At 46.5% G+C, this 24,853-nt stretch carries 24 protein-coding genes; 7 read left to right on the forward strand and 17 right to left on the reverse strand.

What is annotated here, in order from left to right; genetic code table 11:
- The first annotated feature begins 80 nt into the window (after positions 1-80).
- Both nudE and cysQ read left to right on the forward strand, forming a co-directional pair.
- Entirely contained in the window at positions 81-647 is a 567-nt protein-coding gene (gene nudE, locus AACR11_RS20330; RefSeq protein WP_009698975.1) for an ADP compounds hydrolase NudE, read from the forward strand.
- 47 nt (positions 648-694) lie between these two features.
- Positions 695-1,522, forward strand: coding sequence for a 3'(2'),5'-bisphosphate nucleotidase CysQ (gene cysQ / locus AACR11_RS20335; protein ID WP_005448488.1), 828 nt, complete (start codon positions 695-697; stop codon positions 1,520-1,522).
- A 289-nt stretch (positions 1,523-1,811) separates the two neighbouring features.
- Here cysQ and AACR11_RS20340 read toward each other — a convergent pair whose 3' ends face one another.
- Genes AACR11_RS20340 through gspC form a run of 12 tightly spaced genes read right to left on the reverse strand, consistent with a single transcriptional unit; the run spans position 1,812 to position 13,164 of the window.
- Positions 1,812-2,573: a type II secretion system protein N gene (locus AACR11_RS20340; protein WP_005448490.1), complete on the reverse strand. Its 762-nt coding sequence runs from the start codon at positions 2,571-2,573 to the stop codon at positions 1,812-1,814.
- A gap of 1 nt (position 2,574) precedes the next feature.
- A complete protein-coding gene (locus AACR11_RS20345) occupies positions 2,575-3,066 on the reverse strand; it encodes a type II secretion system protein M (RefSeq protein WP_005448492.1) in 492 nt (163 codons plus the stop codon).
- Between the two features lie 7 nt (positions 3,067-3,073).
- Positions 3,074-4,276, reverse strand: coding sequence for a type II secretion system protein GspL (gspL, locus tag AACR11_RS20350; RefSeq protein WP_029788955.1), 1,203 nt, complete (start codon positions 4,274-4,276; stop codon positions 3,074-3,076).
- Positions 4,245-5,255, reverse strand: coding sequence for a type II secretion system minor pseudopilin GspK (gene gspK / locus AACR11_RS20355; RefSeq protein WP_005448494.1), 1,011 nt, complete (start codon positions 5,253-5,255; stop codon positions 4,245-4,247). Before gspK ends, gspL begins: the two co-directional genes overlap by 32 nt.
- Positions 5,248-5,949 carry a type II secretion system minor pseudopilin GspJ gene (gspJ, locus tag AACR11_RS20360; protein ID WP_029788956.1) on the reverse strand — a complete coding sequence of 234 codons (702 nt, stop codon included), beginning with the start codon at positions 5,947-5,949 and terminating at the stop codon, positions 5,248-5,250. Before gspJ ends, gspK begins: the two co-directional genes overlap by 8 nt.
- The gene (gspI, locus tag AACR11_RS20365) at positions 5,936-6,331 is read right to left on the reverse strand and encodes a type II secretion system minor pseudopilin GspI (RefSeq protein WP_020480854.1); all 396 of its coding nucleotides are present in this window, start codon (positions 6,329-6,331) and stop codon (positions 5,936-5,938) included. The genes gspJ and gspI overlap by 14 nt, the downstream gene beginning before the upstream one ends.
- Positions 6,312-6,917, reverse strand: a complete 606-nt coding sequence (locus tag AACR11_RS20370; RefSeq protein ID WP_033001300.1) for a prepilin-type N-terminal cleavage/methylation domain-containing protein — start codon at positions 6,915-6,917, stop codon at positions 6,312-6,314. The genes gspI and AACR11_RS20370 overlap by 20 nt, the downstream gene beginning before the upstream one ends.
- A gap of 31 nt (positions 6,918-6,948) precedes the next feature.
- Positions 6,949-7,392 carry a type II secretion system major pseudopilin GspG gene (gene gspG, locus AACR11_RS20375; RefSeq protein ID WP_005434493.1) on the reverse strand — a complete coding sequence of 148 codons (444 nt, stop codon included), beginning with the start codon at positions 7,390-7,392 and terminating at the stop codon, positions 6,949-6,951.
- A gap of 60 nt (positions 7,393-7,452) precedes the next feature.
- Positions 7,453-8,673: a type II secretion system inner membrane protein GspF gene (gene gspF / locus AACR11_RS20380; RefSeq protein ID WP_009698980.1), complete on the reverse strand. Its 1,221-nt coding sequence runs from the start codon at positions 8,671-8,673 to the stop codon at positions 7,453-7,455.
- Positions 8,673-10,175, reverse strand: coding sequence for a type II secretion system ATPase GspE (gspE, locus tag AACR11_RS20385; protein ID WP_005448500.1), 1,503 nt, complete (start codon positions 10,173-10,175; stop codon positions 8,673-8,675). The genes gspF and gspE overlap by 1 nt, the downstream gene beginning before the upstream one ends.
- Positions 10,168-12,204: a type II secretion system secretin GspD gene (gene gspD / locus AACR11_RS20390; protein ID WP_009701536.1), complete on the reverse strand. Its 2,037-nt coding sequence runs from the start codon at positions 12,202-12,204 to the stop codon at positions 10,168-10,170. Before gspD ends, gspE begins: the two co-directional genes overlap by 8 nt.
- A 36-nt stretch (positions 12,205-12,240) precedes the next feature.
- On the reverse strand, positions 12,241-13,164 hold the full coding sequence (gene gspC / locus AACR11_RS20395) for a type II secretion system protein GspC (RefSeq protein ID WP_009701537.1): 924 nt from the start codon (positions 13,162-13,164) through the stop codon (positions 12,241-12,243).
- A 256-nt stretch (positions 13,165-13,420) separates the two neighbouring features.
- On the opposite strand from gspC, the gene hslR reads away from it, so the two are divergent.
- The 4 genes from hslR (at position 13,421) to AACR11_RS20415 (ending at position 19,064) form a co-directional block, all read left to right on the forward strand.
- The gene (hslR, locus tag AACR11_RS20400; protein WP_079325094.1) at positions 13,421-13,807 is read left to right on the forward strand and encodes a ribosome-associated heat shock protein Hsp15; all 387 of its coding nucleotides are present in this window, start codon (positions 13,421-13,423) and stop codon (positions 13,805-13,807) included.
- Between the two features lie 31 nt (positions 13,808-13,838).
- Positions 13,839-14,714: an Hsp33 family molecular chaperone HslO gene (gene hslO, locus AACR11_RS20405; protein WP_017817173.1), complete on the forward strand. Its 876-nt coding sequence runs from the start codon at positions 13,839-13,841 to the stop codon at positions 14,712-14,714.
- Positions 14,715-15,051: 337 nt separating this feature from the next.
- On the forward strand, positions 15,052-16,680 hold the full coding sequence (gene pckA / locus AACR11_RS20410; protein WP_005448514.1) for a phosphoenolpyruvate carboxykinase (ATP): 1,629 nt from the start codon (positions 15,052-15,054) through the stop codon (positions 16,678-16,680).
- 164 nt (positions 16,681-16,844) lie between these two features.
- A complete protein-coding gene (locus AACR11_RS20415) occupies positions 16,845-19,064 on the forward strand; it encodes an AsmA family protein (protein ID WP_079325096.1) in 2,220 nt (739 codons plus the stop codon).
- Here AACR11_RS20415 and AACR11_RS20420 read toward each other — a convergent pair.
- The 3 genes from AACR11_RS20420 to AACR11_RS20430 form a co-directional block, all read right to left on the reverse strand.
- Positions 19,050-19,967 carry a bifunctional GNAT family N-acetyltransferase/hotdog fold thioesterase gene (locus AACR11_RS20420; RefSeq protein ID WP_005448516.1) on the reverse strand — a complete coding sequence of 306 codons (918 nt, stop codon included), beginning with the start codon at positions 19,965-19,967 and terminating at the stop codon, positions 19,050-19,052. The two genes, AACR11_RS20415 and AACR11_RS20420, sit on opposite strands and share 15 nt — an antisense overlap.
- Before the next feature lie 108 nt (positions 19,968-20,075).
- Positions 20,076-20,510: a D-aminoacyl-tRNA deacylase gene (dtd, locus tag AACR11_RS20425; protein WP_005434513.1), complete on the reverse strand. Its 435-nt coding sequence runs from the start codon at positions 20,508-20,510 to the stop codon at positions 20,076-20,078.
- Positions 20,482-21,426, reverse strand: a complete 945-nt coding sequence (locus AACR11_RS20430) for a virulence factor BrkB family protein (protein WP_005448517.1) — start codon at positions 21,424-21,426, stop codon at positions 20,482-20,484. The genes dtd and AACR11_RS20430 overlap by 29 nt, the downstream gene beginning before the upstream one ends.
- 35 nt (positions 21,427-21,461) lie before the next feature.
- Between AACR11_RS20430 and AACR11_RS20435 the strand changes: the two genes are divergently transcribed.
- On the forward strand, positions 21,462-22,103 hold the full coding sequence (locus tag AACR11_RS20435) for a DUF2959 domain-containing protein (RefSeq protein WP_079325098.1): 642 nt from the start codon (positions 21,462-21,464) through the stop codon (positions 22,101-22,103).
- A gap of 97 nt (positions 22,104-22,200) precedes the next feature.
- On the opposite strand, the gene AACR11_RS20440 is transcribed toward AACR11_RS20435, so the two are convergent.
- Both AACR11_RS20440 and typA read right to left on the reverse strand, forming a co-directional pair.
- Positions 22,201-22,749 (reverse strand): AAA family ATPase, encoded by a 549-nt coding sequence (locus AACR11_RS20440; protein WP_029788960.1) that lies wholly within the window; start codon positions 22,747-22,749, stop codon positions 22,201-22,203.
- A 75-nt stretch (positions 22,750-22,824) separates the two neighbouring features.
- The gene (gene typA, locus AACR11_RS20445; RefSeq protein ID WP_005448526.1) at positions 22,825-24,654 is read right to left on the reverse strand and encodes a translational GTPase TypA; all 1,830 of its coding nucleotides are present in this window, start codon (positions 24,652-24,654) and stop codon (positions 22,825-22,827) included.
- Between the last annotated feature and the right edge of the window lie 199 nt (positions 24,655-24,853).

Consider the following 24,853-nt stretch of genomic DNA (forward strand, 5'->3'; position numbering starts at 1 on the left):
CTAGAAACTCGAGCTTTCTTCTCATATATTAAGAAATCTCATTTCTTTCGCTGAGTAAACGACACTAAGGAGCCAGCGCTATGTCGAAAAGGACCCCACCAGAGATACTCTCTTGTCAGACGGTCGCACAATCTAAGCTGTTTGCAGTGGAAGCCCTCGACCTTCGCTTCTCTAATGGTGAACTGCGTACTTACGAGCGCATGAAACCAAGTGGTCGCGATGCCGTGATGGTAGTGCCTATCACTGAGCAAGGTGACTTACTGCTAGTACGTGAATACGCAGCGGGCACAGAACGCTACGAACTCGGCTTTCCGAAAGGTCTTATCGACCCTGGAGAAACACCGATAGAAGCAGCAGATCGAGAGTTAAAAGAAGAAATTGGTTTTGGTTCTCATGAGCTAACACCCTTAAAACAAGTGATCCTTGCGCCTTCTTACTTCTCGAGCAAAATGACGCTGTTCTTGGGACAAAACCTATACCCAGAGAAACAAGAAGGTGATGAGCCAGAACCATTAGAAATCGTTCGCTGGCCATTAGCGCAAGCGGAAGAACTATTAACGCACTTAGATTTTTGTGAAGCACGAAGCATCACAGCGTTGATGTTGGCACTGAAACACTTACAAAACACCACTCACAAACAAAATTAATCACAGCCGAAGAGCTGGACCATAATAGTGAGAAAGGACCATTACTTATGCCAATGACAAAAGATTTATCTCACCTGCTTCCGCAAGTCATCGAAATTGCTCGCAGCGCAGGACAATTGATTCTCGATATATACGAGAAAAAGCAGTACGAAGCATACACTAAAAGTGACGAGACCCCAGTCACCAGCGCAGATATCGCGGCGCACAAGCTGATCACCGAGCGTTTAAGTGAGTTGACGCCAGATATCCCGGTGCTTTCTGAAGAAGCTGCAGATATTAGCTTAGAGCAGCGTGCACAATGGGAACGCTACTGGTTAGTCGACCCACTTGATGGCACACAAGAGTTCATCGCACGCAGCGGCGACTTTGCAACCATTATTGCGCTTATCGACAACAACAAACCCACCATGGGCGTAGTCTACGGTCCGGTTTCTGGTGTTACGTATTATGCATACAACGGTAAGGGCGCGTGGAAGATTCCAGACATGTCTGAAAGTGTAAAAATCCACACTCATAAACATGAGCAACCTGGACAAAACATTGCTATCGCGATCAGCCGTCGTCAAGACATTAACCGCATCACGAGTCGCATGAGTAGCGCTTGGAATTACGATTTGATTCCACTTGGCTCTGCCGCACTCAAAGCGTGCCTTGTTGCTGAAGGTGCAGTGGACTGCTATTTACGTCTAGGTCCAACTGGCGAGTGGGATACCGCTGCTACACAATGCATTGTAGAAGAAGCGGGCGGACGAATTCTCAGTACGCAACTTGAACCGCTATCTTACAATGAGCGCGAGACGTTGGAGAACCCAAACTTTATCGTACTTGGCGATGCTGATTTGCCTTGGAATGAGATTCTACAACACAAAGATTGATCGCCACTCAACCTGACTATATCAATGAGAAAGAAGGTCACGAATTCACTTCGTGGCCTTTCTTTTTGCCTTTTGTACAGCGTTAGGAGTATTTGGTCTACTATGATCCAAATGCTTACCAACCTGCACAAAGCCGCATTATTCACATAAAAATCATAAGGTTAAAGATAAAACTAATAACCAACTAAGTTTTCGTACAGCAAATAGAGGGTTTAGCCTACCATGATCCAAAAGCAAAAAGAGCTGCACACTGGCAGCTCTTTGATAATGTTCTGAATGACAGATTTGGCTAGAAACGCCCTTTGTAATCAAACTCGTATTGACCTTGCGAGTTAGGATTACCCAGCCATTTTAGTTGGTCGCTCATACCCGATGGGAACTCCGCTCCTGGTTTAAACCAAGCTTTCGTTGAGTAACGCTGATTTGGCATGAGCTCAGCGGAAAACGCCGCTGATACTTGTTGACTCTTCTGTTCGCCAGACGCTGATAATACGCTATCTTTGCAGTTTAAATCGGCAATGACAGGCCCAAGTTCAAGGCTACCTAGCGGGCTTTGAATACCACTCGCACTCCAAACTAACGTGCCTTCCGCAGTCTTACACCAAGGTGCTGCGTATGTCGCATGGCGGATGTTCAGTTCAAGTTGCCCTTCCACCCCAACAGGAACTGGAAGGCGTGCCTGTTCAACCACTTTTGCCGCAGGAATAGATGCGACTAAGTTTTCAGCATACGGACCACTGGTAAGGCTGTAGCCAACCAAACCTCGTCCACGAACGTCCATATCGCTACCGCGACCAAAACGTACCGCAAACTCGGCTTTACCGGTAAATAGCCCCGACAGTTGGAAGTCCCAGTTCAATTCTCCCAGGTTTTGACGCTGCCAACGCACATTGGATGCGCTACCTTGCCAAACCGTGCCTTGCGCACCTTGAATATCTAAACCTCGCACCATAGGCACTTGTTGTAGTACCCAAGAGATTGGCAAACCAGCAATTAAACTAGTCGAGAAAAAGGCAATAAAAATAACAACGTAAAGAACAGCTTTTTTCACCTTAACCTCGCTTAAATTGCAGGCGGTTTACGTCGATCATACCAGCTTGCTCAGTGCGGTCGATGTCTAGGAATTCCACCTCAATCCCTTGTTGTTCTTTTAGATAACGCAACCAATCCACCATCTGATTGAATGCCAGAGGCTTAATCCACACCTGAACGCTATCATTACGCGGTTGTACACGGATCAGTTCAACTTTGTAGCGGCGCGCAGATGAAGACACCACTTGGTTCAATGGTTGATTGGAAAAGCTAACACCGCCACTTTTACGTAGTGCGGTAATATCATCGGCTTTATCTTGTACCCAAGTTAGCAGTTGTTTCTCACTTTGAATTCGAGACTGAGCTAATTCAGCTCGTTGATTCATTGGCTGTAAAAGGCCCCAGTAAATGATGCCAAGGACAGCAATAATGCTACCGCCCATCACCAGACGTTGCTCACGTTGCGAGATGCTGCTCCACCAAGCTTGAGCTTGTGCGATTAAATTCTTCATCATCACCTCACTGACGCTTCAACACAAAACTGCCCATCACAACGTTGCCGTTGCGGTTCAGTTGACCTTGTTCGACGTTAAACTTCTCCGCCAGTTTCACACGTGCTTGTTCAAATGGCTGGAAGTCAGAGCTGCTCGCTTGAATACGAACTTCGCCACGTTGACCGTCATATTTAAAGCTGGTGATTTGCAGATCATTCACCTGTCCCAGAGTCGTTGGCAGTGCCGCGATCCAAGACAGCATCGCCACATCACTCGATCCACCAGATAAACGGCGTTCTTCATCGGTCATTTGACGCTTCAAGTAGCTGACTGTCGGAATACGACGCTTATTCGGGAATATTTGACGGAAAATACGTTCACTTTCTTCGCGATACGCTTGTGCTTGCGCTTCGTATTTATGAACCATCAACAATTGTTGACCAACAAGTACTACCAACAACACACCAGCGGCAATCGCCGTTTTCTGCCATACCTTAACGTACTTGCCCCACGAGGATTTCGGTTTAAAAGCGCCAGTAAGGAGATTGATTTTGCTCTCTGCAACCCCTTTCGCCAGCAGTGCCATGGTCATTTCTTCTGGTTTTGCTACCCAGATATCTGGCACCGTTGATTCTGGTACAGAGCTGTAGCAATCAAGCTTCCAACCTTCATGACTTTGAAGGTAAGCGGATAAATACAGATCAAGCCAGGATGCATCCACCACAGCACCTTGAGTGTCAGAATGACGAATTAACCATTGCTCGCCTAGCATTGCAGCCGAACTGTTTTCATCATTCGCAGGCATTGCCAAAACATCAGGCAACATACGCTTGATCACAAGACCTTGGCTGGAGAAACGCTGCAAAATGGTCTGAATCCAAGCTCGCTCCACTGCACACACTTGTGCTGTTTCTGCTTGCTTGTTTAATACTGTGAAATGCAGGTTGTCCACGTCTTGCGCGACTTCGTCTTCCACCAGATATGGCAGCATGCTGTCAAACTGACGCGATGCGCCTGGTGGGATATCTACTTCTGTTAACACAACATCATTACTGGCTAACAGCGCAACAACTTGTCGCTGATCAGCGTAGGCTACCAGTTCGTCCAGATGTTCCCATCCGGCAATTTCACCACTGGCAATCACTTCTTGCTGTTGTGTCGACCACACCAACCATGGAATGGTACTTTGTTGTTCGCTACTCAGCCGAACGGTCAGAAACTCGCTCACTGATTCCTCCAAAACGACGGCGAACGACAGTCACCGTTTCTCTATTTGTACTTTGCAAAAGGCTTCGAATACGCACTCGGGATTCATCCACCAACACCTGTGCATCCAGTTCAAAGAAGGAACTGTCTACTCCCAAATAACCTTTGGCATTTTTCTTTACATCACCACTTAAGCCAGCTAATTCCGACTCAGCTAAAAATTCATCAACGCTATCCCAACCATCAAAAGGACGCTTTTCTATCAGTTGCACCGCATCGCTGCTACTCAAGCCGGGCGTAAACATCGCAACTAAGATCGGTGCTTGTTCAACGTCAATTGTGTTTACGTTCAAACGCCAATCATCGCTTGGGAGCGCACAAACCATTGGGGCTATCTTCTGATAGATATCGCCACTCACTTGGTAAACCGCGCGTAACTCACTCGCATCCGCCATCCAACCATTTGGTGGCAAGTATTGGGGTTTCATCGCTTCATAGGTGCTGTCTTCCACACCTGTCGTAGAACGCACTGTGCTATCACTATCAACATATTCCCATGTTGAATCGGCAATCACTTCAGCTTGGTAAGGTTCAACGTCCATTTCTTCCATCAAACGTTGAAAGACTTGCACTAAGTATGGACGAGTTGCTTGCGCGCCATTAGGTTGGACACTTGCCAATACGTTCAAGTTAAAGCACGCCTGTTTATCGATAATACGACCAGCGGCTTGACCATAGTCGAGCGGATAAACCTGCTCTTTGATCGCCCACGGCTGACTTAAATTAATGGTATCGCTGTCTTTGTAACTTTGCTCAATACCAATTTCGGCTAGAGCCTCTACCCCTAAGCTGTACCAATACGCCTGCTGATAATTAATCTGGTTTGAGGCGCGTTGAAACTGCAAAAACAGTCGCTCTGACATACTTGCGGCGACTGTCGTCATGATGGCAAGTAGCATCAAAACGATAAGGAGCGCGACCCCACGTTGACGACTAGCCATTATTACCTCCAGACGAGTTGCTACCGCCAGAGTTATCTTGGCTACTTGACGCAAGTTTTCCATCCGGCGTCAGATAGGTGCGAGTGATCTCACCATAGTCTTTTAGCTTCAAAATAACCGATACCGCTTTAGGTAACTCACTGCTACTTGCCCATTCTTTCTTCCATGACTTTCCATCATAAAAGCGCATATCGAATTCTTCGACCTGAGTGAGTAAAGGCGTCACGATCCCTTCTTGCCCTGTTGGCGTATCTGGGTATCGCCACCACACACGTTGCAGCACTTCATCTTTAATGCGATAGCCCACTTTCGTGACTTCACCACGTGGAAATTGCTGTTGTGGGTTGTGCCAACCTAGACGAGCAAACATCACGCCTTTTGCATCTGAATCAAGCAGATAATCTGACCAAAACAGTAGTTGCTTTGATGGTTCTTCGCCATTGGTACGCATCTGACGCATTGCCATTTGGCGAAAATCGTTATCCATCATCACCATCGCACGTTGCAGCTCATTAAGGCGCTGAGTACGCTCTTGGGACAACACATTGCTGCGCTGCACTTGTGACACGACTTGGTAAGCAGCAACACTCATGCTGGCAAAAATGGCAATCGACACCAGTACTTCAATCAAAGTAAAACCACGTTGATTGCGTTTGCGGTATTTGTTGATACGTTGAATCTTACTGCGCAACATAACTTCTCACCGTAACCACTGGGCTCGCGTTTTTCTCAGTCGCGACACTGACATCAAATGCTTTCAGCAATGGCTGCGTGGTGGCAACGGGTGTGATTTTCCAATACCAAGTGCGCCCTGCTAGCTCTTCAGTACCGTTCTTTGCTTTAAGCTTTTCCGTTGAGAGCATCACATTCGCCATTTGGTTATCCACAACCATAGCTGCAAACATTTTTTCTTCTAAATAACTGACCGTATTGATGTGTTGGCTCACAGAGCGGATCACACTGATCGCGGCTGTGGCAAAAATCGCAAGTGCGACTAACACCTCAAGTAATGTCATACCTCGAGTATTGCAGTGCGATGTGCCAATACGATTTGGCTTAGAATGTCGTATTGTCATCGTCTTCTGCTTCTTCTCCTGGCGCTAATAACTCTATCTCGCCAGTCTCTTTACCAATGATCCGCCAGCCATCGTTAAATGCATCTCCCTCTTCAGGGAAGAATGACAGGGTGAAAGGCGTAATCTCTGCACTAGAGAAAATGAACACTTGAGGTGGCTTCACTTTCTTTTTCTTTTTGTCCTCTTCCTCGGCAAACATGTCTTCATCAAACAAGGAGCCAGGTTCGAACAGTCGATCGTCTTTATCCCACGCACCACCACCTAAATCCAACTGCAGAGAAATATCCCCCTCAAGCTTGGTTTCACTTGGGATCTGCTTTAATTCCAGTGGTTGCCAGCCATCTTGGGTCAAGCTCAACAAAGTGTAGGTAGATTTAACGTCATCAACACGCAAACCAAAATCTTTGCCACTTAGTACTGCTTCTTCATTAAGCAGTTGTAAGCGCTGAAAAAAACTGTGCGCGTATTGTTTGGAAAGGTCTTTTTGACTGGTAGGCAAAGTTGCGATCACCGCGACAGCGGTAAGGGATAACAAAACCAGCACCAATAGAATTTCTATCAATGTAAAACCGAGGTGTTTTTGCATTTTTTTCATTAGTGCTGGTTTAAGCGAGGGCTTATTGGAAATCTTGCATGTTCCAGTTGCCGATATCTGCAGCCGGACCTTCGCCGCCTTCTTGACCATCAGCGCCTAGAGTAAAGATATCAATCGTGCCATTGTCACCAGGGCTTAGGTACTGGTACTCGTTGCCCCATGGATCAGATGGTAGACGCTTGATGTAACCACCGTCACGGTAGTTACGCGGCTCTGGGTTAGAAGGCTTATTCACCAATGCATCTAGACCTTGGTCTGTCGTTGGGTAAACGCTGTTATCCAGCTTGTACATGTCCAACGCGTTTTCCAATGCCACGATGTCTGTGATCGCCTTTTGTTGGTCTGCTTTTTCTTTGTTACCTAGTAGATTAGGAACAACAACACTCGCCAAAATACCTAGAATAACAACAACAACCATTACTTCTAATAGAGTGAAGCCTTGTTGCTTACTGCGCTTAAATTTCATTATTTTCTCCGAAAGTTAGATTCAAGCCGTGCCATCAATAGACACGACTTAACTCGAATTTTATCCGCTCATCAAGTTATTCATTTCCAACATTGGCATCAATGTCGCCATTACGATGAAAAGAACGAGACCAGCCATCAGTGCAATTAACACTGGAGTGAAAATCCCCAAAGCGATATTCACTGTAGATTCAAAGTTTTGGTCTTGGTTGTCAGCCGCACGGGTTAGCATGCTCTCTAGTTCACCACTCTGCTCACCACTAGAAATCATGTGCAGCATCATTGGTGGAAACAAGCGAGTTTGATCCAACGCTTTGCGCAGACTTGCACCTTCACGTACGTTGTCAGCCGCCACTAAGACCTGTTGTTTCACGTATCGGTTTGACATAACGTCCACCGCGACGCGCATACCTTCAAGAATAGGAATCGCACTTGAAGTACAAATCGATAACGTGCGCGCAAATCGAGACGTATTAAGACCTCGAGAGATTTTGCCTAGCAAAGGCAGACTGAGGATTTTTCTGTCCCATGCTAAACGGAAATTGGGTCTTTGCAGTGCGAGCTTCAAGCCATAGAAAAACACCACCAACACAACAAAGATGATTAAACCCCATTCTTGGACAAATTCACTGGCTGACAACAATACTTGCGTCGACTGTGGTAGCTCTTGCCCCATTTGAATGATTGGTTCGATGATTTTCGGCACCACAGAAGAAAGCAGTAACGACACGATCCCCACCGCAAACACCACAAGTACCACAGGGTAAATCATGGCTTGAAGCAGTTTATTACGCATCTTCTGGCGGTTTTCTACGTATTCCGCTAATCGCTCCAGTACCGCATCTAAGTGGCCAGATTTTTCACCAGCAGCCACCATAGAACGGAATAGCTCATCAAACACATGTGGGTAATCACCCAAACTGTCTGCCAGCGGATAACCCTCCGTCACTTTTGAGCGCACTGCTGCGATCATCGAACGAATACGCGGCTTTTCAGCTTGCTCAGAAACAGCTTTTAAACACTCTTCCAATGGCATACCAGATTGTACAAGCGTTGATAGCTGACGCGTAATCAAGGCAAGTTCTGCGGTTTTGATACCACGCTTGAAGCCAACCGAACCACCTGAAGACTTAGCGGCTTTCGCTTTGGCTTCCATCACCTCAACAGGGATCATGCCCTGCTCTTTTAGGCGTTGGCGCACCTGACGGGCGTTATCCCCTTCAATAGTGCCTTTCTTTTGTTTGCCTTTCGCATCCAGCGCTTTGTATTCAAATGCTGCCATTACGCTTCCTTGGTCACTCGCATGACTTCTTCAAGAGAAGTGATACCACGGTGGACCTTACTTAAACCATCACTACGAATGCTTGGTGTGTGTGCACGTACGGCTTTTTCAATTTCTTGCTCACCCGCTTCACTGTGGATCAGCTCTTGAACCTTCTCATCCACCATCAGCAGTTCATGAATACCAGTACGTCCACGGTAACCTTTCTGGTTACACACTTCACAACCTTTAGCACGATGCAAAGTCAATGATTCGTGTTCTTCTAAACCAAACAGCTTCTTCTGTTCTTTATCCGCTTCGTATGGTTCTTTACAGTCAGAACAAAGTGTACGAACTAGGCGCTGAGCTAGCACGCCCAATAGCGAAGAAGAAATCAGGAATGGTTCGATACCCATATCGCGCAGACGCGTGATTGCGCCAACTGCGGTATTGGTGTGTAGCGTTGACATTACTAAGTGACCAGTCAAAGACGCTTGTACAGCAATCTGTGCGGTTTCTAAGTCACGGATCTCACCGACCATCACGACGTCTGGGTCTTGACGAAGAATCGCACGCAAACCACGCGCAAACGTCATGTCGACCTTCGGGTTCACTTGCGTTTGACCGATGCCATCGATATCAAATTCAATCGGGTCTTCAACGGTAAGAATATTGCGCTCGTTGCTGTTGATCTCTTGTAAGCCAGCATACAAGGTGGTCGACTTACCCGAACCTGTCGGACCGGTCACCAATATGATGCCATGAGGACGACCAATCAAATGACGGAAGTTGTCATGCACAGACGGCGTCATACCCAAACTATGCAAATCAAGACGAGTCGCGTTCTTATCCAACAGACGCATTACGACACGTTCACCATGTGATGAAGGCATGGTCGACACACGCACGTCTACTGCACGACCACCAATACGCAGCGAAATACGACCATCTTGAGGTACGCGTTTTTCTGCAATATCAAGCTTCGCCATTACCTTCACACGAGAAACCAGCAAAGGAGCGAGCTTGCGGCTTGGGGTTAAGACTTCACGCAATACACCATCAACACGGAAACGAATCGAAAGGGTTTTCTCAAACGTCTCGATATGGATATCCGACGCCCCTTCTTTGATCGCTTCACCAAGCATGGCGTTAATCAATTTGATGATTGGTGCATCATCTTCAGACTCCAACAAGTCTTCATCGTGCGGCAATTCTTCCGCTAAAGAGAAGAAGTCATCACTGTCTGCACCAATGTCTTCCATCAACTGACGAGCTTCAGAAGAGTCTCGCTGATAAGCTTCAGTGAGCTTTTTGTCGAACGCTTCTTTATCCATCGCTTGAGGGATAAAGTTTTGTTTTAGAACTCGGCGTACTTCAACGAGAGCCGCAGGATTGAGCGGCTCTACGTAATACAGAATTGGAGGGCGCTCAGGGTGCTCCGTCTCCAATACCAGTTTAAAGCGGTTGGCAAAACTGAATGGCAGACGGCGCATACTTGGCGCAGTGTCTAACATATCAACCATTATTCTTTACCATCTGATCGATGAAGGCTTGGATTTCAGCAGGGTGCTTACGTTCCTGACCAAATTCAGGCATCACTGGAATGTTTGAATCATCCATCAGTTTCAAACCTTCTTGTGCTTTGTATAGCTGCTCAGCACGGATGAAGTTGTACTTACGCTGCGTAATACCATCAGCCGTCATACCATCACGGATAATGGTCGGCTTGATGAACACCATCAAGTTACGCTTCTCAGTTTGTGTGCTGGTTGATTTAAACAGATGACCAAGCACTGGAATATCGCCCAGCAGCGGCACTTTAGATTCACTTTCAAGTGCACGCTCATCAACTAGGCCACCAAGAACCAGCATTTGACCGTCTTGAATCATTACTGAAGTGTTCAATTGGCGCTTAGCAAAACGCACGTCGACAGCACCATTTGCACCTAGCACGTTAGAAACTTCTTGTTCAATGTTCAGTTGAACAGAGTCACCTTCGTTGATCTGAGGAACCACTTTCAGTTTGATACCCACTTCCTTACGATCGACCGTTTGGAATGGGTTGTCATTGTTTGAGCCTGCAGTAGAACCAGTAATTACCGGCACTTCCTCACCAACAATGAATGACGCTTCACCGTTATCCATTACAGTAATGCTTGGAGAGGACAGAATGTTTGAGTTTGAGTCCGATGACACTGCCGTAATCAGTGCAGTCCAGTCACCCATCATGATGCTCATTGCCGCACCATTAACACCACCAAGAGCGGATGCTAGGGTCGAATAGTCACCTTTCACTGTCGTTTCTTCGTAGTACTTAATCGCACCAGTATTTGAGTCACGAATCGGTTTCTTTTCAGTCGTATCTTTCGCTTCTTCCAGACCAACCATCACCTGACCAATCGGTGCACCAGTGTTGCCGTATTGGATAACTGCACCCGTTTCCAACGAGCCCCATTGAACGCCAAGGTTAATACCATCACCTTCCGACATTTCAACGATTAGCGCTTCAATCAATACTTGCGCACGACGGATATCCAACTGAGAAATCACGTCCTGCAGTGCCATCATGATATCTGGCGGAGCCGTCAGTACGAGCGAGTTAGTTGCCTCATGAGCTGCAATCACCACTTCACCACGTTTTGCAGAAGATGAACCACCTTTTTGACCTGCTTGCTTCTCAGCCTGTAGGTTGTCAGAGACACCTTTTAGTACATCAACTAGGTCTTCTGCTTTAGCGTACTTGAGGTACACCACGCGGTTGTTACCTTTAGTCGCCATTTCGACATCAAGCTGACGAATCAAACGCTTCAGACGAGCACGTACTTTTGGGTCACCAGAAATCAGGATTGAGTTGGTACGCTCATCCGCTACGATTTTTGGTTCTAGGAATTCAGGTGTGCTTTTTTGGTTCGTCGTTTTGTTCAGGGCATCAACGATACGAACCATTTCAGAAGCAGATGCATTACGCAGCTCAACCACTTCGATCTCTTTGTCACCCGCTTGGTCAACACGCTTGATGATTTCAGCAAGGCGGTTAACCACCGCAGCACGACCTGTGATCAAAATGATGTTAGCAGGGTCATAGTGCACGACGTTACCCGCGCCCGCATTATCGATAAGTTGACGCAGTAGCGGCGATAATTCACGAACCGATACGTTACGCACTGCTACCACACGTGTAATCACACTGTCGCCTTGCGCACTGTCATCGCCCAAAACTGGAATCGCAGAGGTTTTTGAATCTTTCGCCTTGATGACTTTCAGTACACCGTTGTCCATTTCCACAACAGCATAGCCATACACCTCAAGAACGTTAAGGAAGAAGCTATAGTATTGCTTTTCGTTAAGAACGTCGTAGCTGCGTACGTCGATTTTGCCGCGTACCGATGGGTCAACGATGATGGTCTTCTCTAGGTTACGACCAACAATGTTGATGAATTCTTGAATGTCTGTGCCTTTGAAGCTAGCACTAAACTCGTTCGCCATCGCACCCGGTGCGCAGAGTAGTGTACCTGCTAGTAACCAAGCACTTTTGCTAAACCAATGTTTCACGTATGTCTCCCTGAACTTACGCTGGTTGCCTAAGTATTACAATTGGATATAGATGTCGTACTGTTGGCCATCACGCTCAACAGTCAAATTCAATTCTTGCGGATCGTTCATCACTTGCATCAGTTCTACTGAAGATGATGGATCACTTAAATCGATCCCGTTTAATTGCACCGCAATATCACCAGCTTTTAGACCGACATCATTAAACAGTGCCGCATCACGTCCTGGTGAAACGCGATAGCCGACAATCCCTCCGTCTTTCTTAACCGGAGAAATGTTGATGTACTTGAATACGCTTTGCGGATCTTTAGCAATTTCCGCGCGGATTTGATCAACCTTTTCACTCACTGCGGATGAGTTATTTGCTTTTTGAGCTTTGGGTTGATTAACCGGTCGACTTTCAGACAGTTTGCTGTACTCGATGCCTTGTAGCATCAAGGTTTCGTCTCGACCTTGGTTGTCAATGATCACGCGATCGACCAATACCGCTTTTAATTCTGCTCGTGTGCCGTCAATTTCTTCGCCAATACCATATGTCGCTTGCTTACCTCGATTGGCAATAACCGCCAAACTCGTTTTTGCGTTGCTGCTCGCAACTGCACCAACAAGTGTTAGGTTTAAGCGGGTTTTAGGCGCATCTTGCACTACAGGTTGTTCTATTACGACCGGCTTTTGCTCAGTGTACTTCCCGAACAAATTGGCATTTTGGAGGGCGTTAAAATCAATCGCGTCTTTTTTACTCGTTGACGCAACAGCACTTGCTGACGGCTTCCATTGAGCCACATCAGAAGTTTGAGGCATTGCTAGCCACACCACTTTGCCAAGTATCCAACCCGTCATTGCTATAAATAGACAAGTAAGAAGCACACTAAGTTTCGCTTGAATGGTGTGATTGTTGGACTTAATCTGAGCCAGTAGCGGGCTGCTTGCTAATCCTGCACTTAGCTCTAAACGCTTCACTGAATTGATTCCTTTATTCTTACGTCCGTCGACCTTAAGTATAAGTCAAAGAATGTCGACCCTATCTTGCTAAAATTGCAATAAAATTACTACTCAACAAAGAGCAGTGAACTATATCACAAGTTCCTTTTCATACCTTTTTCTTATGCCGTTTTTGCCAACTCCCTTGAAAAAAAACAGCCTTGGCACCATCTGTAGGTGAATAATCCACCAGTCACTGCGCCATTAATGCAGTGATTAGATTGCACAGAGTTCTATGAGTTCCGTAAATGAAGCCGTAAGGCTAGATAAATGGCTGTGGGCTGCCAGATTCTATAAAACCCGCTCTATCGCTCGTAATATGGTCGATGGCGGTAAAGTCCACTATAATGGGCAACGAAGCAAACCAAGCAAAATCGTTGAATTGGGTGCTGAGATTCGCCTTCGTCAAGGTAACGAAGAGAAGACGGTGATCATCGAGAAAATCTCTGATCAACGCCGAGGCGCACCTATCGCTCAAACGCTATATCGCGAGACTGAATCAAGCATCAGCCAACGTGAAGAGCATGCGATGCAGCGCAAACTCAACGCCCACAACCCAAGTCCGGAACGCCGCCCAGATAAGAAGCAGCGCCGCGACATCATCAAGTTCCAACACCAATAAAAGCCGGAATTACCGACGAGGAAAGCACTCCATGGCAAATAATGTTTTAAACCGCTACCTATTCGAAGATCTTTCAGTACGTGGCGAGTTGGTTCAATTGGATGAAGCATACCAACGTATTATCTCCAGCAAGGAATATCCGGCAGCACTGCAAAAACTGTTGGGTGAGCTACTCGTTTCAACCACTCTTTTAACTGCAACTTTGAAGTTCGAAGGCTCAATCACCATCCAACTACAAGGTGATGGTCCTGTATCACTAGCTGTCATTAACGGCGACCACGATCAGAAGATCCGCGGCGTTGCACGTTGGGAAGGCGACATTGCTGAAGACGCAAGCCTGCACGACATGATGGGTAAAGGCTACCTGGTGATCACCATCGAACCTAAAAAAGGCGAACGCTACCAAGGCGTGGTTGGTCTAGAAGGTGAAACGCTAGCTGACGTTATCGAAGGTTACTTCGCAAACTCAGAACAGCTAAAAACACGTCTTTGGATCCGCACTGGTGAACATGAAGGCAAAAAGCACGCAGCAGGTATGATGATTCAGGTAATGCCAGATGGTACAGGTACACCTGAAGACTTTGAGCACCTAGAGCAACTGACTGCGACAGTGAAAAACGAAGAGCTGTTCACACTACCTGCAAATGAACTGCTTTACCGTCTATACAACCAAGATTCTGTTCGCCTATACGAACCGCAACCGGTGGAATTCCACTGTGGTTGTTCTCGTGAGCGTAGCGGTGCAGCGATCATCACTGTTGATAAAACTGAAATTTATGACATTTTAGCCGAAGAAGGATCAATTTCTTTACATTGCGATTACTGCGGCACGTCATACACGTTCGACGAATCTGAAATTACCGAACTGTATACGCAGGCAACTTCAGACAATAAAACCGTGCATTAATTTTCATAGCTTAACAAGCATGTAATTTACCCTTCAAAAGGCCAGCGCAACGCTGGCCTTTTTGTGATCAAACCCTCGTATAACTTGGCTTTCCACGTAATAAAGCAACCGCTTAATTTTAAATAATTAATAATTCTTTTGCCCTAGCGCAAAGGTTTGCGCCCACGATAAACTATTCGCACCAATATGTGACGGGTTACCTAAAACCACATTGAAATCATGGATAATTTTTGAACTATATCCCTGTTTTCTCCCCGCCCCGTTGCTAGCATGGTGAGCAGATAAAAATTAAAACATTCTTACAAAATCCCTACAAAAATCCTTATAAGGAGCACCTATGACCGTTATGGAACATACAAAGGCTGCAACACTTGATCTAACCAAACACGGACTGCATAACGTTAAAGAGGTTGTTCGCAACCCAAGCTACGAAATGCTGTTTGAGGAAGAGACCCGTGCTGACCTAACAGGTTATGAACGTGGTGTGGTTACAGAACTCGGCGCGGTTGCCGTAGACACTGGTATCTTTACTGGTCGCTCACCAAAAGATAAGTACATTGTTAAAGATGCAACGACAGAAGAGCACATGTGGTGGACTTCTGACGCAGTGAAAAACGACAACAAACCAATCAACAAAGAAGTATGGGACGACCTAAAAGAGCTAGTGACCAACCAGCTTTCAGGTAAGCGTCTATTTGTGATTGACGGTTATTGTGGTGCAAACCCAGACACTCGTTTGAGCATTCGAGTGATCACAGAAGTTGCATGGCAAGCACACTTCGTGAAAAACATGTTCATCCGTCCAACAGAAGAAGAGTTGGCAACGTTTGAACCTGATTTCGTCGTAATGAACGGCGCGAAATGCACGAACGAGAAGTGGGAAGAGCACGGTTTGAACTCTGAAAACTTCACCGTATTCAACCTAACAGAGCGCACTCAGTTGATCGGCGGTACTTGGTACGGCGGCGAAATGAAGAAAGGTATGTTCGCCATGATGAACTACTTCCTTCCGCTGAAAGACATCGCATCAATGCACTGTAGTGCAAATATGGGTGAAGAAGGCGATGTAGCAATCTTCTTCGGTCTGTCTGGCACAGGTAAAACTACCCTATCTACTGATCCTAAACGTGCACTAATTGGTGATGACGAGCATGGTTGGGATGACGACGGCGTATTCAACTTCGAAGGCGGCTGTTACGCGAAGACCATTAAGCTATCTAAAGAAGCTGAGCCTGATATCTACAATGCTATCCGCCGTGATGCGCTATTAGAGAACGTAACGGTTCGTAGCGATGGTTCTATCGACTTTGATGATGGTTCTAAGACTGAAAACACTCGTGTGTCTTACCCACTGCATCACATCGACAATATCGTTAAACCAGTATCGAAAGGCGGTCACGCAAACAAAGTGATCTTCCTATCGGCTGATGCGTTCGGCGTACTTCCTCCTGTGTCTAAACTGACACCTGAGCAAACTAAGTACCACTTCTTGTCTGGCTTTACCGCTAAGCTAGCAGGTACTGAGCGTGGCATCACTGAACCAACGCCAACGTTCTCAGCATGTTTTGGTGCAGCATTCCTAACTCTACACCCAACTAAGTACGCAGAAGTGCTAGTGAAACGCATGGAAGCAGCAGGTGCAGAAGCTTACCTAGTTAACACAGGCTGGAACGGCAGCGGCAAGCGTATCTCTATCCAAGATACACGCGGCATCATCGATGCAATCCTTGATGGCTCAATTGAAGATGCGAAGACTAAGCATATTCCTATCTTCAACCTAGAAGTGCCTACTTCACTTCCTGGCGTGGATCCAAGCATCCTTGACCCACGTGATACCTACGTTGACCCACTACAATGGGAAAGCAAAGCAAAAGACTTGGCAGAGCGCTTCATCAACAACTTTGATAAGTACACTGACAACGCAGAAGGTAAATCACTAGTGGCTGCAGGTCCTCAACTCGACTAGACCACTCGCTAACTCTTCGTGACTTAGCTACAAAAATAATCGTCAAGCCCCTCTTTTGAGGGGCTTTTTATTGAATCTGCCTCAAGATTGATACAAGCTTAAACCTATCTTAGTAAGTCGAGACTCTCACACTTACTTCATATTACTTACAGGTTTTGGCAGGGATGAAAACAGCAGTTCGAATTCTACTTCTTATACTCATAGTGACGATTGCAATTCCGGTTGTCTTTGTGGGGATGCTGACCACCTCTTATTCTCGCCAAACATGGAATCTATTTTCTGATCTAGTCGACCTACCGCTGCATGCAGATAACGTGCAATACGAATTTCCTTATCACCTCACCCTCAATGGAGTGGCGACAAAACAAAAAAACTTGCCGTTCATTGAGCAAGTCGATCTATGGCTTAACCCCGATGTTCGTCGTGACGGAAATTGGATTGTCGACAGTCTGTTGATTGATGGTCTGAGCCTGCAACACGGCATGCCAACATTGCCGACGCTCAGCAATGTTTATTTCCATCAAATCGCGTTAAAGAACATCGATTACGCAGATGATGCATTCAGCATTAATGGCTTGAATGTACAGATCCAAAACCCAATTTGGTCGAGCGATGCTCAGCAAATACCTTATGGTGAGGTTCAACTTTCGGCTGATCAATTGTATTGGAATGGCGAAGCCTTCGATAAGTTGCTTATAGACTTGGATTACAAAGCCCAAGACAGCACGCTTTACGGCGCTTCATTTAACTGGCGTGGCAGTGAAGTCTCAGGACAAGGCGAACAGTACCCACAAGGCTGGTCACTGGTGAATGTGACCCTTGATAAGCTGAAAATCGATAACCTACAGTTGCAATCTTTACTCGCTAAACCATGGCAAGCGTTGCCAATTAATATCAACCATATCAACAGCCTCGATCTCCTGAATGCAGATATTGAGTACGGAGATTGGCATTGGCACAACCTTGAGTTATCAGTAGAAAACGCCTCTCTGCCACTGTCATTTTGGAAAACAACAGCACAGGTTTCTTTGCAAGCTGACAGCGTCAGTTTCCAAGACCAAACCGCAGTTGAGCCTCGTTTGAACGCCCAACTCAAGCCGGAGTCAATCCAACTACAAGAGCTAAGCTTTGATTGGCAGCAAGGTAGTGTGCAGGTATCTGGTGAGTTCGAGCCACAGCATTGGAAAATCAACAGCGCAACCATCAATGGATTGAAATGGGCTATCCAACCTGACGATAAGACCGACTGGTGGCAAATCGCCACAGAAAGGCTCCAGCAAGTCGATGTGAAGCAGTTAGAGATTGAACGCAGCCAAGTTATCCAGTTATCTAAACAACCTTACTGGCAGCTTTCTGGCTTGAATTTGGAAGGTGACCAGCTCGAAGTAAAACACCGCAATGGTCACTGGGGAATTTGGAACGGTAAGCTTGATGCTAGCGTGGTAAACGCAAGTTACGATCAAGTAATCACATCACACGCAGCCATTTCTACACAGAGTGACAATGGCTTGTGGCAACTGACACGTTTGTTTGCACCGTTAGAGCAAGGCTATATCGAAGGCTTAGGGCAAATCGATCTCAGCACCACCAGCCAACCTTGGGCGTTGAGTCTCAACGCCGATGGGATTCCCTTGCAATTGCTTCACCCCTATTTGCCAACAGTGCTCGCGGTCAATGGCTTCTCAGATCTAAGTCTCGACTTAAAAGGCTTAGCCGGCGATCAAAACATGCTTGCTTACAGCTTATCGGGCGAAGTGGAAGCCAACTTACGTGATACCACCTTAAAGTCACAATCGGATGATTCACTCACAGCGATCACTTTGAGCCCTTTGTGTTTGGCAGCTCAACGTGGTGCTGTTGAGCTTCAACCGGTGACCATTTCAGGCGAAGCCATCTCGGGCAATCTGTCTGGTGAGTTTGATATGGCGAACAACCCGTTAAGTGGCGTGATTTACCAACTCCAAGAAGCATGTGGTTCGATCCAAGGTGATGTGCTGAATGGCGAAGTCAAAACAAATGAATGCACAAATACATCAAAGCAGACTGAATCAGTAAAACCAGCAGAATCAGAACAGAGCTCGTCAAAAACAACAAGCCGCACCAGTATTGATCCCATCAACTTAGAACAATATGAGGAAGAGTTAAGTGAGGTTGTAGAGGAAGAACAAGAATCAGCCGTAGCGCCGCATTCAGAAGAGCAACTTATCTCAGAACAAAAAGACGTAACTAAAGATTCAAGCCTTGAGGCGCAGACCTCAGAAGAAAAGGTCTCCGAAGAACACGCCAATCAAGCAACAGATAAAACCAAGACAGAACTAGGCGCATCAGAAAACCAAGATGCGCCACAAGAAACACCAGCGCCTAATAATCTAACAGCTGAGTAGCTTAGAGTAATTTGGCAGCAGCATATATGTGCCTACAAAATCCACGGCAGGCACATCTCCACTGTAAATCACTACGTGGATAACGATACGCGCTTTACGACCTGAAGCAAGTCTATCCAAGTCACCACTGATACCATCTAACGACGTGCTCGCGACTGGGTTCTCTTCAACAGGATGGCGATAACGAATCGAGCTATCCGCCAACACAATATCACCGTGCAAACCGCGCTCTTTCATCAACAGCCACGTCATGCCCCAGCCAGTTAGCGTTGCTAGGGTAAACGCAGAACCGGCAAACATGGTGTTGTGCGGGTTCAGGTTTGGATTGAGCTGCGCACTGCATTCAAACTGATAGCCAGTGTACTGGTTAATTTTGATCCCCATTTTGTCTGCAATCGGGATCTGCGCTTCCCAACGCTGTTGCAGCTCGGTACACCAATCAGGACGACGTAGCACATCCGCCATTGGGTCAAGCTGTTTAACCATTTGTTGGTGACGCACGGGACCACGTTCATCGGTCAGCTCACCGCGACGCTCAAAACCATTCTTCTCATAGAAGGCAATCGCATCTTCACGGGCATTACACACCAGACGCTTCGCCCCTTCTTGTCGAGCTAGCGACTCAAGCGCCACCAGCACTAATGAGCCCATGCCTTTACTGCGACGGTTGTTCTTCACCGCCATATAGCGGATCTGACCATCGTTATCTGGGGTAATGTACAAACGACCAATCGCCATCGGACGACCACGACTGTCGGTAATCATGCGGTGATGGCTCATGCCATCGTACTCATCACGCTCGGAGCCTACAGGCATACGCCAAGGTTCGCGTAGCAACTGCCAACGAAATTGATAGTACTTGTTGAGCTGATTTTCTGTTTTTGGAGTTATGAGTTTGAACATATCAATCCTTTGAAAGTACAAATCAAATGAAAGCCTTAGGAGAAAATACCCAAGCAAATTCAATTTACTTGGGCTTAAAGCTTAGACCATGATGTTGTGGTTGCCAGATTAGACCTGTAGCCAAAAAGTCACTGGACCGTCATTAATTAATGACACTTTCATATCCGCCGCGAAGCGACCGCGTTGTGTTGGCAGTTCTTGCTCACACAAGTCCGAGAAGTAGTCATACAGACGTTCTGCATCCGCTGGATGCGCGCCGCGAGAAAAGCCTGCGCGAGTGCCCTTTTTGGTATCCGCTGGTAACGTAAATTGAGACACCACCAAAACCTTACCGTTCACTTGTTTGACGTTAAGGTTCATTTTGCCTTCATCGTCTTCAAACACACGATACGTGGTTACGCGCTCCATCAAACGTTTTGCTTTTGCTTCATCATCGTCCTTCTCTACACCAAGTAGGACAAGTAGACCTTGGTCGATTTCACCGACAACTTCACCGTCTACACGAACGGCGGCTTCACTGACTCGTTGAATTAGCGCTATCACGACTCTCGCTTCCTTCATCTGTTAATTGCAATTCAGCGGTCGAGTGTATCATTTCTAGGTCGTCACTCCAGTGCTCTCTTTCCCCCAGAGCAGCAGTCACTTCTGCGCCAATCAATACGATCAGCCAGCACAGATACACCCACACAAACAGGATCGGAATCGCAGCGAGCGCACCGTAAATCAGCTGATATGACGGGAATTGAGTAATGTAGAAAGCAAAGCCTTTCTTACTCAGTTCAAACAGCACAGCGGCAATGGCAGCACCAACCGCACCATGGGATAGATAAACCTTTTTGTTTGGCACTAAGAAGTACAACCCCATGAACGCAAAGAAGGACAACAGTAAAGGTAACCAACGTAAAAACAGGTTGTAAGCGCCCGATAAGGTTTCGTTTTCAATCAGCTTTAGCGATGTCACGTAGGAGGTCGCTGCAATACTCGCGCCGACTAGAATCGGACCAAGGGTCAACACCATCCAATACATGGAGAAAGAAAACACTGGACGACGTTTATCTTTCACGCGCCAAATGTAGTTTAAGTTCTTGTCGATATTCGAAATCAGCATCAAAGCGGCAACAAACAAGAACGCACCACCTACGGCGGTCATCTTGCCTGTGTTTGAGACAAACTCTTGCAACGCAACTCTGACTGCATCACCGGAAGCAGGGACAAAGTTATCAATGATGTAACCTTGCAAGGTTTCGCCCACATTCTCAAATACCGGAAACTTCGACAATATCGACAGCAATACCGTCAACATCGGCACAATAGACAACAAAGTGATGTAAGCTAAATAGCCTGCATTAACGTTGACGCGATCGTGCGTCATACGCTTGAGCAAATATTTGAAAAACGCGACGCTCCCCGGCACGAGCTTGCTCAATCTCACCTTGTAACTCTCTGATAACTGGTTCATAGTTCATCCCATAAATTAGCGTCGAGGACATAAGAATGCCTTATTTATTAGCAATTGTACTATCAATTTTCACTTTGACAGGATGTCAGTCCGCATATTATTCAGCAATGGAACAAGTGGGTTACCACAAACGTGACATTATGGTTGATCGTGTGGAAGACGCCAAAGAATCGCAGCAAGACGCACAAGAAGAGTTCACCAGCGCGCTAGAAGCTCTTTCTGCGTTAACTAGCTTTGACGGCGGTGAGCTAGAAAGCGTCTACAACAACATTAACGACAAATACGAAGACAGTGAAAAAGCGGCGCAAGATGTACGCGACCGGATTGCTGCAATTGAAGATGTGTCAGATGCTCTGTTTGATGAATGGCAAGGCGAGCTAGACCTATACACCAGTGCGAAACTGCGTCGCTCTAGCGAACAGAAGTTGCGTGAAACCAAAGCCTCTTACAAAACCATGCTTAACGCTATGAAGCGTGCAGAAGACAAAATGACGCCAGTATTGAATACACTGCGTGACAACACGCTTTACCTCAAGCATAACTTGAACGCGAGCGCGATCGGCTCACTGAAAGGTGAATTCTCTAACCTAGAGAAAGACATTCAATACGCAATCAAACAAATGAATGCCGCGATTACTGAGTCAGATAAGTTCTTACAGCAGCTGAATCAAAAGTAATTCGATAAAGCCTCCTCCTCGTGAGGAGGTTTTGCTATCTAGCGACCAAGCTATCCCTAGCTCCGTCAGTCACCGGCATACCTACCAAGCTCTATCTTTACTCCCCACCTTCTACCTCAGCAACTAAGCCCATTACTTGTCGAACAAACGCCACCCGTTCAACTACGCTTCCCCATGGCACTTCAACCACTTCATACCCCAGTTCAGTATAGGTATCGACTAAGGTTTGATGGATTTGTAGCGCCTCTTCAAAACTGTGTGGACGCACATCATCTTGAACATAAATAGAGGCTTCAGGTCGACATGTGAGTACCTTACTCTGGTACCCTGCACTCTCAATCAAGAAGGCTTGTTCAACGGGACAGCCGCCCACTTTTAGGTATGCCACGATGTCTGGGATAGCACGGTCAACAAAAGCGACTGGATGATTCAGCGCTTCTCGCTTTTGCTTGCCCATTAACTCAAGGCATAAGTTGGCAAACTCAGGTAAATTCGTCCAAGGCAAAATACCATTGTCCAATTGGCTTTGCTGCTCAATCAAGGTACGTGAACCTTCAGCAAAGGTGGTGTACCCCAGCTCGCCTAACGCATTCAACAAGGTGGTTTTACCTGCACCCGGACCACCAGTGATAACAATTGGCGTCATCGTCTTATTCCTTCAGATACAAAAAGCCCCGAGCATAACTCGGGGCTTATTCTTAATCGAATCCGTTACAGCAAATTATTTTGCTGAACGTGAAGCACGTTTACGATCGCTTTCCGTTAGGAATTTCTTACGGATACGGATGCTTTCAGGTGTTACTTCTACTAGTTCGTCATCATCGATGAACTCTAGTGCTTGCTCAAGAGTCATCTTGATTGGTGGAGTAAGAACCTGTGCGTCATCTGTACCAGATGCACGAACGTTGGTTAGCTGCTTACCTTTCAGTGCGTTTACTGTTAGGTCGTTGTCGCGGCTGTGAATACCGATAACCATGCCTTCGTAAACTTCAACACCGTGACCGATAAATAGACGACCACGCTCTTGAAGGTTGAATAGTGCGTTAGTTAGCGCTTTACCCATTGCGTTAGCAATTAGTACACCGTTTACACGTTGACCGATGTTACCGCCTTTGTGTGGCGCGTAGCGATCAAACGTATGGTATAGAAGACCAGAACCAGAAGTCAGCGTCATGAACTCAGTTTGGAAGCCGATCAGACCACGAGATGGCATTTCGAAGTCCATACGTACACGACCTTTACCATCTGGAGACATGTCTTTCAGCTCACCTTTACGTAGGCCGATGTTCTCCATGATGCCGCCTTGGTGCTCTTCCATAACGTCGATAGTTACCGTTTCGAACGGTTCCAATAGCTGACCATCTTCTTCTTTGATGATTACTTCTGGACGAGATACAGCAAGCTCGAAGCCTTCACGACGCATGTTTTCGATCAGGATAGATAGGTGAAGCTCACCACGACCTGATACGCGGAATTTGTCTGGATCGTCTGTTTGCTCTACACGCAATGCAACGTTGTGTACCAATTCCTTCTCTAGACGCTCAAGGATGTTACGTGAAGTAACGAACTTACCTTCTTTACCCGCGAATGGAGACGTGTTTACTTGGAACGTCATTGTTACTGTTGGTTCATCAACAGACAGCGGCGGTAGTGCTTCTACTGCGTTTTGCGCACAGATAGTGTCAGAGATTTTTAGCTCGCCAAGACCTGTGATTGCAATGATATCACCAGCGTTAGCTTGCTCAACTTCGTGACGCTCTAGGCCAAGGTAGCCCATTACTGTACCCACTTTACCATTGCGAGTTTTACCGTCAGCACCGATAACTGTTACTTGTTGGTTTGCTTTCACGCTACCACGAGTTACACGAGCAACACCGATAACACCAACGTAAGAGCTGTAGTCTAGCTGAGAAACTTGCATCTGTAGTGGACCGTCTAGGTCAACTTCTGGAGCCGCTACTTCTTCAACGATAGTTTCGAATAGAGGTTCCATGTTTTCGCCAGTTTCGCCTTCTTCTAGAGAAGCCCAACCGTTAAGTGCTGACGCGTAAACAACTTTAAAGTCTAGCTGTTCGTCAGTTGCACCTAGGTTGTCGAATAGGTCGAAGACTTGGTCCATAACCCAATCAGGACGTGCACCAGGACGGTCAATCTTGTTGATTACAACGATTGGTTTAAGACCGTGAGCAAATGCTTTTTGAGTTACGAAGCGAGTTTGCGGCATTGGACCGTCAACAGCGTCAACGATAAGTAGAACTGAGTCTACCATCGACATGATACGTTCTACTTCGCCACCGAAGTCCGCGTGTCCCGGAGTATCTACGATGTTGATGCGGTAGTCATTCCAGTTAATTGCTGTGTTCTTAGCAAGAATGGTAATGCCACGCTCTTTTTCAATGTCGTTCGAGTCCATGACTCGCTCTTCAGCTTCACCGCGAGACTCAAGCGTGCCTGATTGTTGTAGCAGCTTGTCAACCAACGTTGTTTTACCGTGGTCAACGTGCGCGATAATCGCGATATTTCTTAATTTATCAATCTGTGGAGTAGCCATGGATATTGATTCACTTAGATAGATGAAATGCCCTCATGCTGAGAACGGGTGCTCTCTGACGACATTTACTGATTAAAAAAACGGCCATAATGTACCAGATTCTAGCAAAAAGCATAGAGATATGTGATCTACTCCCGAGCATTTCTGTCAAATTTACGCTTAACACCCGCTTTAGAGCGCCATGCGAATTGATTCAACG

The sequence above is a fragment of the Vibrio sp. L85 genome, from assembly GCF_963871815.1.
Taxonomy (GTDB): domain Bacteria; phylum Pseudomonadota; class Gammaproteobacteria; order Enterobacterales; family Vibrionaceae; genus Vibrio; species Vibrio harveyi.